This is a genomic window from Kitasatospora sp. DSM 101779, from assembly GCF_025655475.1.
Lineage (GTDB): Bacteria > Actinomycetota > Actinomycetes > Streptomycetales > Streptomycetaceae > Kitasatospora.
In genome coordinates this window covers 5,408,451-5,422,198 of the sequence record NZ_JAHTIK010000001.1, presented here as the reverse complement: position 1 = coordinate 5,422,198, position 13,748 = coordinate 5,408,451, and the positions used below count along the sequence as shown (strand labels likewise).

9 protein-coding genes and 1 pseudogene are annotated in these 13,748 nt (G+C 73.8%); 4 read left to right on the top strand and 6 right to left on the bottom strand.

Annotated features, from left to right (window positions below; genetic code table 11):
- Nucleotides 1-400 precede the first annotated feature (400 nt).
- A complete protein-coding gene (locus KSNIM_RS24685; RefSeq protein WP_263105331.1) occupies nucleotides 401-1,798 on the top strand; it encodes an APC family permease in 1,398 nt (465 codons plus the stop codon).
- A 76-nt stretch (nucleotides 1,799-1,874) separates the two neighbouring features.
- Here the strand turns inward: KSNIM_RS24685 and mycP are convergent, their stop codons facing one another.
- The 4 genes from mycP to KSNIM_RS24665 form a co-directional block, all read right to left on the bottom strand.
- Entirely contained in the window at nucleotides 1,875-3,179 is a 1,305-nt protein-coding gene (mycP, locus tag KSNIM_RS24680; protein WP_263105330.1) for a type VII secretion-associated serine protease mycosin, read from the bottom strand.
- Nucleotides 3,180-3,288: 109 nt separating this feature from the next.
- Nucleotides 3,289-3,579 (bottom strand): WXG100 family type VII secretion target, encoded by a 291-nt coding sequence (locus tag KSNIM_RS24675; RefSeq protein WP_263105329.1) that lies wholly within the window; start codon nucleotides 3,577-3,579, stop codon nucleotides 3,289-3,291.
- 78 nt (nucleotides 3,580-3,657) lie between these two features.
- Nucleotides 3,658-3,960 carry a WXG100 family type VII secretion target gene (locus KSNIM_RS24670; protein ID WP_263105328.1) on the bottom strand — a complete coding sequence of 101 codons (303 nt, stop codon included), beginning with the start codon at nucleotides 3,958-3,960 and terminating at the stop codon, nucleotides 3,658-3,660.
- A gap of 180 nt (nucleotides 3,961-4,140) precedes the next feature.
- A complete protein-coding gene (locus tag KSNIM_RS24665) occupies nucleotides 4,141-5,724 on the bottom strand; it encodes a type VII secretion protein EccB (protein WP_263105327.1) in 1,584 nt (527 codons plus the stop codon).
- A 198-nt stretch (nucleotides 5,725-5,922) separates the two neighbouring features.
- Here KSNIM_RS24665 and eccE point away from each other — a divergent pair, with 198 nt between their 5' ends.
- The 3 genes from eccE to KSNIM_RS24650 all read left to right on the top strand — a co-directional run bounded on the left by eccE (nucleotide 5,923) and on the right by KSNIM_RS24650 (nucleotide 10,517).
- Entirely contained in the window at nucleotides 5,923-7,308 is a 1,386-nt protein-coding gene (gene eccE, locus KSNIM_RS24660; RefSeq protein WP_263105326.1) for a type VII secretion protein EccE, read from the top strand.
- A complete protein-coding gene (locus KSNIM_RS24655; RefSeq protein WP_263105325.1) occupies nucleotides 7,308-8,072 on the top strand; it encodes a hypothetical protein in 765 nt (254 codons plus the stop codon). The genes eccE and KSNIM_RS24655 overlap by 1 nt, the downstream gene beginning before the upstream one ends.
- 270 nt (nucleotides 8,073-8,342) lie before the next feature.
- The gene (locus KSNIM_RS24650; protein ID WP_263105324.1) at nucleotides 8,343-10,517 is read left to right on the top strand and encodes a MinD/ParA family protein; all 2,175 of its coding nucleotides are present in this window, start codon (nucleotides 8,343-8,345) and stop codon (nucleotides 10,515-10,517) included.
- A gap of 72 nt (nucleotides 10,518-10,589) precedes the next feature.
- Here KSNIM_RS24650 and KSNIM_RS24645 read toward each other — a convergent pair whose 3' ends face one another.
- On the bottom strand, nucleotides 10,590-11,537 hold the full coding sequence (locus KSNIM_RS24645) for a bifunctional riboflavin kinase/FAD synthetase (protein WP_263105323.1): 948 nt from the start codon (nucleotides 11,535-11,537) through the stop codon (nucleotides 10,590-10,592).
- Nucleotides 11,538-11,598: 61 nt separating this feature from the next.
- Nucleotides 11,599-13,748, bottom strand: a pseudogene (locus KSNIM_RS24640) (serine protease); the annotation flags it as partial.

Here is a 13,748-nt window from a genome sequence, read left to right as displayed (position 1 = left end):
ACGGTGCCAGAACGTTATCTACTTTTTTGCCGCATCCGGCTGCGGTTCCCGTACCGGTCGCGGCGGCCTCCGGAGCCCCGAGAGGCCACCTTCAGCCATGAGAGTGAACTGGACCACAGCCTTCGATTCACTGGCATTAGCCTGTCATTCACCTTTGATTCAATCTTCATCCATCCGAGTTGACAGAACGGACAAAGGTGAGCTTTGGCACACCGCACGACTGGTTCGCATGTTTATGCGGCCTGCGGCAACGGATTCCGAAGCCGATCGCGCGTTGACGATGGCAAAACGTCGCGGTTCCATGGCGTCTCGGGAGCGACCGAAAACCACGTCAGCGAACGCCCGTCGGAGGCGATACCGCTCCCACCCCCAAACCCCTCGCACGTCGATCGGATGCCCCATGACCGACACGCTTCGCCCGCCACTCGCAGTAGCCGAGACTCCGGCGGATGGCGGCCCCAAGAAGCTCACCCGTTCGATCGGTGTCGTGGGTGGAACCCTGCTCACGCTCTCCTGTGTGACGCCGGCCTCCTCGCTGTTCGTCATCGTGCCCGAGCTGTTCTCCTCGCTCGGCACCTTCACCGCCATGTCGATCGCCATCGGCGCGCTCATCTGCATCGCGGTGGCCTTCTGTTACTCCGAGCTCGGCACCCTCGTCCCGAGCGCCGGCGGCGAGTACGCCATGGTCGGCACCCTGGCCGGGCGCTTCGCGGGCTGGCTGGTGTTCATCCAGTCGCTGATCGTCGTGATGATCGTGCCCTCGCTCATCGCCATCGGCACCGCCGACTACCTGGCCCCCATCGTCCACCTGGACCCCCGCTGGGCCGGCGCGGCCGTCATGATCGCCGCCACCGTCGCGGGTCTGCTGGACCTGCGCGCCAACGCCTGGATCACCGGCATCTTCCTCGTCCTCGAGGTCATCGCCGCCGGTGTGGTCGCCTTCCTCGGCTTCGGCCACGCCGAGCGCGGCGCCGGCAGCCTCTTCCACGGCTCGGTCGTCACGGACGGGGCCACCGGCGTCGTCGGCCTCGGCGCGATCGTCGCCGCGATGGGCACCGCGCTCTTCGTCACCCAGGGCTTCTCCACCGCCATCTACCTCTCCGAGGAGCTGGAGAACCCCCGCCGCAACGTCGCCCGCACCGTGCTGTGGACGCTGGCCCTGTCGGTGGTCATCATCATCCTCCCGGTGGTCGCGATCACCCTGGGCGCCCCGGACCTCGCCGCGCTGAGCGCCGGCAACATCTCCGAGCTGGTCACCGGCTGGAGCAACTCCGCGGTCGGCACCTTCATCAGCCTCTGCGTCGCCCTGGCGATCATCAACGCCGGCATCGTCATGGTCATCCAGAACTCCCGGGTGCTGTTCGCCTCCGGCCGCGACAAGGCCTGGCCGGAGCCGGTCAACCGCGCCTTCGGCACCCTCAACCGGTTCAGCGCCCCCTGGGTCTCCACCCTGGCCGTCGGCGTCCCCGGCGCGGTGCTCTGCTTCGTCCCGCAGGAGCAGCTGACCAACATCACCGGCGTCGCGGTCACCGCCCTGTACCTGCTGGTGGCCGTGGCCGCGCTGTTCTCCCGCCGGGCCCACCACAAGCACGCGCCGGCCTGGCGCCAGCCGCTCTGGCCCGTCCTGCCGGTCCTGCTGACCGTCGGCCTGGTCTACCTGCTGACCCAGCTCGACGTCACCGCACTGAAGTGGACCGGCGCCATCACCGTCGTCGCGAGCCTCTACTGGCTGTTCTACCTGCGGCCCCGGCAGGCCGACCGCTGGGTGATCACCCTGCCCGAGGACGAGCAGGTCTGACCCGGCCCCCGGCACCACGGAAGCGGCCCGGCCCCCTCACCAGGGGGCCGGGCCGCTTCCGTCCGTCCACGGGCGCTCAGCCCTCGCGGCGGCGCCGGTGGTCGCGCAGCACGACCGAGCCGCCGGCCAGCGCGGCCACCGCGAGCACGCCGCCGCCGAGCACGAAGGTGCCGGTGCGGCGGTCCCGGTCGGCCTGGGTCTCGGCGAGGCCCAGCGGCTGGGCCACGACCGGCGCCCGGTCGATGGCGACCTTGGGGTCCTCGTGCGCCTCGGGGAGCTGCTCGTCGCCGCTCTGCACGGCCTTGACCGGGTCGACGACGCCCCAGCCGATGAACTTGTCCGCACCGCGCTGGGTGCGCTGGGCGGTCTGCTCGATCCGGGCCCGGATCTGCGCCGCGCTCCAGTCCGGGTAGGCGCCCCTCAGCAGCGCCGCCACCCCGGCCACGTACGGGGCGGAGAAACTGGTGCCGTTGTCGACGCACTGGCCGCCGGCCGGCACCGTCGACAGCATGTCGACGCCCGGGGCGGCGATGTCGACGAACTGGCCGTACTCGGAGAACGGGGCGCGCTCGTTGTTGCGGTCCGAGGCGCCCACGGCCAGCACCGACTTGAAGGCGGCCGGGTAGGTGTCGCCCTCGCGTCCGTCGTTGCCGGACGAGGCGACGACCACCACACCCTGCTGCTCCGCGGCCTTCACGGCCGTCTCCAGCTGGTCCTTCAGGGCGAAGTCGCTGGAGTCGCCCTCCGCCCGGACGTCCTGCGAGATGTTGATGACGTCGGCGCCCTTGGTGATGGCCGCGCCGATCGCGTCGATCAGGCTCTGGACCGAGCCGCTGCCCTGGTCGTCGTTCTGCTTGATCGAGAGGATCGCGGCCTCCGGCGCGAGGCCGACGAAGCCCGTCCCGGTGATCGGCTTCGCGGCGATGATGCCGGCGACCTTGGTGCCGTGGCCGACCGTGTCGGTCTTCCCGTCGTCCTTCTGGCCGGGCTGCTTGACGGGCAGCAGCGAGCCGCCGTCCTCGACCTTGCCCGCGAGCTGCGGGTTGCGGTCGTCCACGCCGGTGTCGATCACCGCGACCTTGACCGGCTCGCCCTTCTTGCCGCCGGGCCCGTCCTTGGCGAACTTGCCCGTCCGGCCGTCCTTCCAGAGCTCGTTCAGCAGCACCCGCTGGAGCGCCCACGGGGTGCCCTGCACGTTCTCGGACGGGAACTTGCACTCACCGGCCGCGGCTATGCCGATCGGCGACCAGCGCGGCGCGCTGTCCGAGGCGGACGGCGTGGGCGTGGGCGCGGCGGCGTACGCCGGACCCGCGGCGAGCGACCCGACCACCCCCAGCACCACTGACGCGGCGGCCGCCCTGCGGAACGTACCCAACGACACCTGTCTTCCCCTCATGATCCCGATGCCGTGCGCGTGGTCAGTACGCGCGAGGGGCGGGCGCCCGGTCGGACGCCCGCCCACTGTCGCCGTGTCGCACGGCGGCGGAGCCTCAGTTCCAGACGCCCGCGTTCTTCTGCTCGGTGGCCTGGTAGCTCTGGGCGGCGTTGTCCAGCGAGGTGGCGATCTGGCCCAGGACCTGCTGGAGGTCGGCGGCCTTGGCGTCCCACTCGTGCTGGCGGGCCTGGTAGCCCTCCTGCGCCGAGCCCTCCCAGCTGGCCGCGATGCGCTGCACGCCGGCCTTCAGCTCGTCGAGCTGCGACTGGATGCGCTGCGCGGTCTGGCGGACCTCCGACGACGCGTTCTGGATCGTCGAGAAATTGACGAGAATGTGGTCACCCATGGTGTCTCCTAGTCGATGGAATCGGCGCGGCCCGGTGCACGGACCGCACTACGGCCGAGGTCCTGCGGACCCGAGAACTCAGTGACCGAGCCCGGACATCGAGGACTGCTGCTCCTGCTCCGTCTGCGCGTAGAGCTTGGTGGTCGCCTCGATCGCCTGCTTGATCTCGTCGAGCACCTTGTTGAGCGCGGTCGCGTCCTCGTTGAACCGGGTCTGCATCTGCTGGTAGGCCTGGGCCGCCTGGCCCTGCCAGCCAGCCTTGATCGAGTCGACCAGCGCGTTGAGCCGCTGAATCTCGCCCTGGACCTGCGCGTTCACCTCACCGATGCGGTTGGCGAAGGCATTCATTTCCTCAGCGGTCGTCTTGAACTGACCAGCCATGATCCACCGTCCCCCATGAGACAGACAATTGCTTCGGATGGTCCTGGTACGGCCCACCCGGTGACACCACGTTGCGGTGTCCCCAGCACTTTAGCCGCCGTTTGCAAGCGGCCCAACACCGGAGTGCCGGTAGTTACCAGACCATGACACGGCCTACCGGACACCTGCACTGACGGACCATCACGCGGTCTGCGCGGTCTCCGCGGCCTTGGTGCTCAGCGATCCGCCGGCCGGCACCAGGATCGACCACTGCAGCGGAACCCGGCCCGACACAACGGACTTGTAGCCGAGACGGGCCTGCGCACCGTTCTCCTCGTCCTTGGCCTGCGGCTGCTGCGGCGCCTCGCTCGGGGCGGGCGAAGGGCCGTTGCCGCCGTCGTTGTTGGCCTGCAGCGAGTACCGCAGACCGGTCTCGGTGATCAGGAAGGTGGTGCCCGAGGTGTCCTGGTTCCCCGGGCCCGCCTGGCCGTCCACCGCGCGGTACAGCAGGCCGTGGCCGGGCGTCACATGGGCGCTCGCCGAACCCAGCGTGACCTTGGCCGGGTACTCGGTGTGCGCCCACACTGTGCGCTTGGGCGCGCCGTTGTCGTAGCCGGCGAAGGTGCTGCAGATCACCGAACGGGTGCCCTTGGGGCCGACGTTGAGCGGCGGCTGCGGCTTGGCGTCCGGCAGGTTGGTCGTGTCGAGGATCTTCGGGCTGACCTTCCCAGCCAGGTCGGCGTGGTCGCTCGGGGACATCTCGGCGGCCTTCGGGCTCGCGCCGCCGTAGGCGACGCCGAGCGCCGGGTCGTTGCGCATCAGCTCGGCCTGGAAGGGCGTCACCTGGTAGAGGCTGTCCTTGCCGACCGAGTAGTAGGTGTTCTGGAAGACCAGCAGCCTGCCGACGTAGGCGTCCTCGGTGTTGGTGAGCTTGACGTTGGACTTCGTCCTCACCGTGGTCAGGTCGGGGTTCTTCGGGAACTGGACCACCTCGCCGGACTCCAGGGTGTCCAGCCAGGCCTTGGTCACCTGCTGCGGATCGACGTCGACGCCGAACAGTCCCGACTCCAGGGCGGCCCGGTCACGGGGCGGCAGGTTGAGCTGGCCCACCGCGTGCTTCACGCCGTTCATGTCGACCAGGAACTTGCTGGGGGTGTCGTCCTTCTTCAGCGGCGGCGCCTGGACGTAGAGCCCCTGGCCCTCCTGCAGCACCGTCGCCGGGTCGGAGAGGGTCTTCGCCTCGTCGCCGGCCGCGATGAACACGGCCTGGTTGATGCCCGCCTGGGTCTTGTCGACACCGGGCCGGTCGCAGACCGACCACAGCTTCGTCTCACCGGCGTCGGCGGCCGAGGGCAGCTTGTCCGGGGCGTACGGGATACCGATGGTGGCGCCGTGGTTCTTGTAGTTGTCCAGCACCTTGTCGGCGACCTGGACGACCTTGGAACCGGCCGGCAGCAGCAGCTTCGCCGACGACATGTTGAGGACCTGGTGCAGCACCTTCTCGTGGCTCTGCGGGTCCTCCAGCACCACGTACCGGGTGGTGGAGTCCTTGCCCTGGATGATGTTCTTGCCGTCGTCCCAGTTCAGCGGGGCACTGGGCTTGATGACGCCCCACATGCCGAAGCCCGCCACGGCGACCGCGGCGACGACGAAGCTCGGCAGCACCGCCCGCACCGGGCGCGGCGCGTCCTCGTCGTTGCCCCCGCCGCCGGGCTGCAGGAACGCCCCCACCGTCCGCCGCCGCGCGAAGTTGTACGCGTTCAGCTCGTCCCTGCGTGATGCCATGCTCCCCGTCTCCCCTGTGAAGTCCGCGCCTGTCCTGCCGTCAACGCGCGTTCGCCGTGCGTGAGTCTGCCACCCGGCGGGCACCGACTGCGCCGAACCCTCTACGATGCCGCAGCAGACGGTGAGTACCGTAACGGGTACGGTTCACCGCCCGGCCAGCCGGGCCGTGACATCTGATCAGAGAGGGTCCATCGGGGGATGCCAAGCCAGACCGCTCCAGCTCGACGCAGCGCCTCGCACGGCCGCCGGCAGGGCGGCCGGGGTGCCGACCCCGGCGGTCGTCGGGCCCGGTCCGCGGCCCCCGCGACCGGGCCGGTACCGCTGCGCGTCCATCCCCGGCCCGGGCTGCTCGGCGGCCGGATCCGGCTGCAGCAGCTGGTGCTGCTGGAGGTCGCCGCGGCCCTCGTCGCGGTGGGGTGGACGATCGCCCCGGCGATGGCCGGCGCCTTCGCCGTCCCCGCCGTCCTGCTCCTCGTGGTGGCCCTGCTGCCGCTCGGCGGCCGCAGTCTGCCGGAGGCGCTGCGCGTCCGCTCGGCGATGAAGGCCCGCCGCAAGGAGGCGCAGTACAACGTGCCGCCGCCGGGCACCGACCCGGCGCTGGCACCCGCGCTGGAGGTCGAGCCGGCCCTGCGCACCTGCACCCACGCCACCGAGACCGACCTCGGCGACGGCCGTCCGATCCGCCGCGAGACCGGCATGGTCGGCGACGGCACGTTCTACACCTCGGTGCTGCTGGTGCAGGCCAAGGACCAGCCGCTGCGCCCGGTGCGCACCGCGCTGCCGCTGCCGCTCGACATCGTGTGCTCGGCCCTGCAGGTGGACGACATCGGCCTGGAGTCCGTCCAGCTGGTGCAGCACACCCAGCCCGCACCGGCCCCGCACCTGCCGGACCAGTCGCTGGCCGCCCGCGCCTACCAGCAGCTCCAGGACGGCACCGCCACCCCGGCGCTGCGGCTCACCTGGGTCGCGCTCAAGCTGAACCCGGAGACCTCCTCCACCGCGGTGCTCGCCCGCGGCGGCGGCGAGGAGGGCGCCCGCAAGACCCTCCAGCGGGTCACCGACCAGCTGGCCGGACGGCTCAACGCGGCCGGGTTCACCGCCACCGTGCTGGACGAGCGCGAGCTGATCGCCGCGCTGGCGATCTCGATCTGCGCCAACCCGGTGGCCGTGGCCGGCCGCCAGGGCAGCGGCGGTGGCGGTGCGGCCGCCCGCCGCACCCAGGAGAGCAGCAAGTTCTGGCGGATCGACGACCGCTGGCACAGCACCTTCTGGATCTCCAAGTGGCCGCAGCTCAGCCGGCCGGGCGGCACGCCGGGCCGGATCTCCGCGCCGGACCTGGTCAACCTGGTCACCGGCACGCCCGCGCTGGCCAGCACCTTCAGCCTGACCGCCAGCCGGGGCACCGGCGGCTCGGTCGCACTCAGCGGCCACGTCCGGGTCACCGGCCGCAGCGAGAGCGAGGTCGCCCAGGTGGGCCGCCTGATGGAGTCTCGGGCGCAGAGCGCCGGCGTCGGCCTGACCCGCCTCGACCAGGAGCAGGCGCCGGGCCTGCTCGCCACGCTTCCCCTGGGAGGGACGTCCTGATGGCCTATCAGTCCTACCCCACCCAGGCGCCGCAGCCGGCCGCCGAGCCCTCGCGCCCGGTCCGGATCCGCCCCGGCTTCGGCCTGCGCGGCCCGCGCCGCGAGAAGCACGTGCTCACCACCGAGGACCTCGCCGCGCTGTCCTTCCCGGTCGGCGACGACGGCGTGGTGATCGGTGTCGACCCGCACCAGCAGCCCGCCGTGATCGGCCTGTTCCGTCCGCACGCCTACGACGTGGTGCTGGTGGGCGGTGTGTGGACGGCGCAGGTCATCGCGCTGCGCGCCGCGGCCACCGGTGCCCGGGTGGCCGTGGAGACCGGTCGTCCGCAGACCTGGGCGCCGATGGCGCAGGCCGCCGGCGGCGGCCAGCCGTGCGTGACCGTCCACCAGGTGGGCCGGCTCGGGCCGCAGGGCGCGTCCGTCGCCTCGCCGGTGCTGGTCGTCCGCGACCTCGGCGCCCGTCCCTCGCGCAGCCGGCTGTCGGCCGCGCCGTGGCAGACCACGCTGACCCTGCTGCCGTACCTCGGCCCGAACGCGAGCCGGGTGCTCAACTCGGCCGACCTGGTCGGTGTGCAGCGCATCTCGCCGCAGGAGGCGGAGATCGTCGCGCGGATCCTCTCGCTGGGCGACCAGGAGGTCGCCTCGCTGCCGACGCTGGGCGACAACATCACCCTGTGGGCGACCCGGATGCGGAAGCAGTACGTCATGACCAACCCGGTCGAGGCCGAGGCCCAGGTGCTGGGCGGCCCGCGCCGGATGGACTGACAGCACCTCACGGCACGGACGGCGGTCCGTGCCCGAAGCGGCCGGCACGGACACCCGTGTCGGCCGCCACCGTTTCGAGCGGTCACGGCCGGGGACGGGGAGGCAGGGAACACGCATCGGACGTTCACCCTTTGGACGGTTCCCGGTGCGACGATCCGCCGTGTCCGCCGCGGCCCGGCAGCCGGTACCGCCTTCAGGTGACCGCGGATCACGTCCTAGTCTTGATGCCCGACCACCGCCAACAGCGGCGACGAAAACGAGGGAGCCCCAGTGAGCAGCGATCGGGACGGCGTCTACGTCGGCGACAACGCGGCGGAGGACGACGACGACTGGTCGGACGAGCCCGACTACGCGCCCCCGTCCTGGTACACGCAGAGCGCGGCTCCGGCGCAGCCCGCACCGGCGCCGTCGCCGTCGCCACCGCCGGCCGTCCAGCCTCCGGTGGTGCAGCCACCGGTCGCCGTCCAGCCTCCGGTGGCTCAGCCGCCCGCGCCGGTGCCCGCTCCCGCGCCGCCCGCGGAGTCGGTTCCCGCCCCGGCTCCCGTGCCCGCGCCCGCTCCGGCGGTCGAGCAGGCTGCGCCGCAGCCCGGCCCGGCCGACGTCGCGGTCGCGGAGGCCGTGGCCGCCCCGGTGCCCGCTCCTGCCCCGGTGCAGCCCGCGGCAGAGCCGGTGGTGCCCCCGGTGGAGCCGATGGTGCCCGCGGTGGAGCCGGTGGTGCCCGCGGTGGAGCCGGTGGTGGAGGTGCAGTCCGCCGCGGTGCCGCCTGCGGAGCCGGTCCCCGCGCCGGCCCCGGTGCCCGCTCCTGCGCCCGCTCCCGCTCCCGAGCAGCAGGCCGCGCAGCCGTGGCCGCCGGCGCCCCAGCCGCAGACCCAGCAGCCGCCGCAGCAGCCCGGCCCGTACGCCCCGCCGCAGCAGCCGGTGCCGCCGGGCCCGCAGCCGTACCAGCAGACCGGTGCGCCGCAGCCCGGGCCGTGGCCGCCGCAGCAGGGTGTTCCGCCGGTGCCCGGCCCCGCGCCCGCGCCCGGTCCGGCCCCGACGCCGGGCCCCGCCCCGGTGCCCGGTCCGCCGGTCGACCCGCGGACCGGTGGCTGGCCGCAGCCGCCGGCGTACCCACAGCCGTACCAGCAGCAGGGCGGTGTGCCGCAGGCCCCGGCCGCGTTCCAGCAGGCGGGCCCGCAGCAGGCACAGGCGCACGGCGCCGCGCTGGGCTACACCGCGGCGGTCGAGCTGTCCTCGGACCGGCTGCTGCGGGGGCAGCCGAAGGCCCAGCGCCAGCAGCCGCGGTTCCAGTTCGGCGGCAAGGCGGCGCAGGCCGACCGGGCGCGCAAGCTGGAGATCATCCGGACGCCGGTGATGAGCTGCTACCGGATCGCGGTGATCAGCCTCAAGGGCGGTGTCGGCAAGACCACGACGACGACCTCGCTGGGTGCGACGCTGGCGAGCGAGCGCCAGGACAAGGTCATCGCGATCGACGCCAACCCGGACGCCGGCACGCTCGGCCGGCGGGTGAAGCGCCAGACCGGCGCGACCATCCGCGACCTGGTGACGGCCATCCCCCACCTGCGCAGCTACATGGACATCCGCCAGTTCACCTCGCAGGACCTGCACTCGGGCCTGGAGATCCTGGCGAACGACGTCGACCCGGCGGTCTCCACCACCTTCGACGACTCGGACTACCGCCAGGTCATCCAGACCCTCGGCCAGCACTACCCGATCATCCTGACCGACTCCGGCACCGGTCTGCTCTACAGCGCCATGCGCGGTGTGCTGGACCTCGCGGACCAGCTGATCATCGTCTCCACACCCAGCGTGGACGGTGCCTCCAGTGCCTCGACCACGCTGGACTGGCTCTCCGCGCACGGCTATGCGGACCTGGTGCAGCGCAGCATCACGGTGGTCTCCGGGGTCCGCGAGACCAGCAAGATGATCAAGGTCGAGGACATCGTGGCGCACTTCCAGACGCGCTGCCGCGGCGTCGTGGTGGTGCCGTTCGACGAGAGCCTGGCGGCCGGCGCCGAGGTCAACCTGGCCATGATGAAGCCCAAGGTCCGCGAGGCGTACTTCGAGCTGGCCACCCTGGTCGGCGAGGACATCGCCCGCACCCAGCAGGCCCAGCAGGCCGCCTGGGCCCAGCAGCAGGGCTACGGACAGCAGATGCCTTCGCAGCAGCAGCAGCCGTACCCGCCGCAGCAGGGCTACCCGCAGCAGCAGCCGCAGCAGCAGGGCTACGGCTACCCGGGGCAGCCCGCGCCGGGCGCGCCGTGGGCCCCGCAGCCGGGCCAGCAGCCGCCGCCCGGCTGGGGCCAGCAGCCGCCGGCCCAGCCCGGGGCGCAGCCGCTCCCGCAGGAGTGGCAGCAGCCGCAGCAGCCGGGGTACGGCTACCCGCCGCAGGAGGGCCAGCAGCCCCCGCCGCCCGGGTACGGCTACCCGCCGCCGCAGAACTGAGCCCGGCAGCGCGCAGAACGCCGCAGGCCCCCGACAGCACCTGTCGGGGGCCTGCGGCGTGCTCGGCCGCCGTCAGCCGGCGGTGTCGGTGAGCACGCGGGCCTGCTTGACGTCGTCGGCCATCCGCTCCAGCAGGGCCTCGATCGAGTCGAACTTCTCCATGCCGCGCAGGTACGCGAGGAAGTCGACGGCCACGTGCAGGCCGTACAGGTCGAGGCCGACCCGGTCGATGGCGTAGGCCTCGACGGTCCGGGCGGTGCCGTCGAAGGTGGGGTTGGTGCCCACCGAGATGGCGGCCGGCATGCGCTCGCCGTCGGCGGTGAGCCAGCCCGCGTAGACGCCGTCGGCGGGAACGGCGCTGTGCGGCACGGTCTCCACGTTGGCGGTGGGGTAGCCGAGTTCGCGGCCGCGCTGGGCGCCGCGGACGACCACGCCCTCGACCCGGTGCGGGCGGCCGAGCACCTCGGCGACGCCGGTCATGTCCCCGGCGGCGACCAGCCGCCGGCACAGGCTGGAGGAGAACGCCTCGCCGTCGCCGGCGCTGCCGCTCACCTGCAGGTCGAGCACCTCGACCTCGAAGTCGTCGGCACGGCCGAGCTCGGTGAGCAGGGCGACGTTGCCGGCGGCCCGGTGGCCGAAGCGGAAGTTCGGGCCTTCGACGACGGCCTTGGCGCGCAGTGCGTCCACCAGCACCGACCGGACGAAGAACTCCGGTGACTCCTGGGAGAATTCGAGGGTGAACGGCAGGACGAGCACGGCGTCGACGCCGAGCCCTTCGATCAGTTCGGCCCGGCGCGGCTGCGGGGCGAGCAGGGCCGGGTGGCTGCCCGGCCGGACGACCTCGCTGGGGTGCGGGTCGAAGGTGACGACGACCGACCTGGCGCCGAGCTCGCGGGCCCGTTCCACCACCCGCTCGATGATCAGCTGGTGGCCGCGGTGCACACCGTCGAACGATCCGATGGTGACGACGCTGCGCCCCCAGTCCCCGGGGATCTCCTCCAGGCCACGCCAGCGCTGCACCTGACCGCTCCTTGTTCCTCTGCCGCGCCTCGGGAGGCGCTCGAACACTCAACCCGAACCCCTATAGCGTGCCATGAGCCCGTCCCTGCTTCGGCACCGGAATGGCCTCGGCGCGGTGGGCGGCCCGTTCGGCCTCGGCTGCGGCGTACTGCGGGTCCCGGCCGGCGGCGGCGAGCTCGCGCAGCCGGGCGGTGAGCGGGCCGTCGGGCGGCGGTGGTGCGGTGTCCGGCCAGTCGGCGAGCAGCCGGGCGAAGGCGGCCGTCCGCCCGGCGGCCCGGACGAGGGCGGCGTCGGCCGCGGGCCAGCGTCCGGCGATCCGGCGGACCAGTGCGCGGGCCCGGTCCGGCGTGGTGCGGGCACAGCCGTCCGCGAGCCGGTCGAGGGCGGCGCCGAGCACCACGGGGTCGCGCTCGGCGGCGAGCAGGGCGTCCAGCAGGGCGTCCCGGGCGGGGGCGTCGGGTCCGCCCTGCGCGGCGAGCACCGTGGCGAAGACCTTGCGCACGGTCGCGGGGGCGGTGACCGCCTCGGCGACCAGCGGCCGGGCGTCGTGCCCGGCGGCCAGCAGGACCTCCAGGTGGGCGGCCAACTGCCCGGCACGCTCCGGGTGTTCGCGCAGCTGCCGGGCGGCGAGCAGAACCCCCTCACGGACGGTGCGGGGGTCGGTGGCACCGGCGAGCAGGCGCAGTCCGTCGGCGACCGGGGCGGCGGGGGCGGCGAGCCTGCGCCGGACGGCGGCCAGCACGGCCCCCGGGTGGTCGTCCAGCGCGGGGGCGAGGGCGCCCGCCCCGAGGAAGGGGTCGTCGGCGGCGTAGGCGTCGAGGGCCCTGGGCAGGTACTCGGCCCGGTCCTCCGGGTCGAGCAGCAGCAGGGCGAGGGCCGCGCCGTGCAGGGCGGGCTCGTCCTCGCGGCCGAGCAGGGTGAGTGCGGTGAACCGCAGCAGCCGCCGACCGGCCGGGCTGGCGTGCGGGGCGGTGCGGAGCGCGTGCACGGCGGCGGCGATGTGCCGTTCGGGGCGCGGGTCGTGGCTCCAGCGGTCGACGGCGCGGCAGAGCGCGGAGGGCTCGTCCTCGGCGAGCCGGGCGAGCAGCGCGTCCGCCCGCGGGTGTGCGGCGGCGGCCAGGGTGTCCGTCAACTCGTCGACGGCCAGGCTGCGGTGGGCGTGCAGCAGGTCGTGGGCGAGATCGGCGACCGTGGCGCCGGTGCCGTCGGCGAGCGGGCCGGTGTCGGCGAACCAGGCGCAGAGCAGCGGTTGGACGGTGACCGGGTCGGCGGCCAGCAGCGCGGCGGCCGCGGCCCGGTGCGGTCCGCCGGGCGGGTCGGTGCGGACGAGGCCGCGCAGGTGGTCCAGCCGCTCGGCCGGGGTGAGCGGCAGGGCGGCCCACCAGGCGGGGGTGAACGCGGGGTGGCCGGCCAGGCGGGCCAGCAGCGCCCGGTGGGTGCCGGGCCGGGGCAGTGCCGGCAGCACCGCCGCGAGCAGGCGGGCGGCCCACCAGGCGGCCTCGCTGCCGGGGGCGGCGGTCTCCAGGGTGTGCTGCAGCAGCTGCAGGTGTCCGGCCAGGGCCGGTTCGTCGCCGTTCTCGGCGCACCGGCGCAGCGCGGCGGCGACCGGGCCGAGCCGGTGCCGCGGCACCCCGTGGCCGGTCGGGTCGCCGTGGGCGGCCCCGCCCGGCCGGTCGGCCGTGTCGTCCTGGGCGGGGCCCGGGTCGAGCAGCAGCCCGAGGGCGCGGCCGAGGTCCAGGTGGCGGCCCTGCAGCCAGTCGGCGTGGTCCTCGCGGGCGAGCCGGTGGCCGCCTCCGGCGGCGACGAACAGGCCCTCGGCGAGCACGGCAGGACCCCAGCCCCCGGTGGTCGGGAAGAGGCGCTCGAACTCGGCGGTGGTCAGCCCGGCGTGGCCGGCGCCGAGCAGCAGCCTGACGGCCTCGTGGACGCGACCGGCGAGGGCGGCGGCGGTGCGGCGCAACCGTCCGGTGTCCTCGCCGCCGAGCGGCGGTGCGCCGCGGCGGTGGGCTCCGGGGCGGCGGTCCTCGGCGGCCCGGATCCGGCGGGCGGCGCGCAGGCAGAGCAGGTCGAGGTGGGCGGCGTAGAGCTCGCCGCGGCCGGCCGGGGTGCCGTGCAGACCGGCGGCGCGGAGTTCGCCGGCGGTGCGCAGCGCCTCGGGGTGGCGGGCGTCGGCGGGTGCGAGGGCGGCCGGGGCGGCGCCGTGCCGGCGGG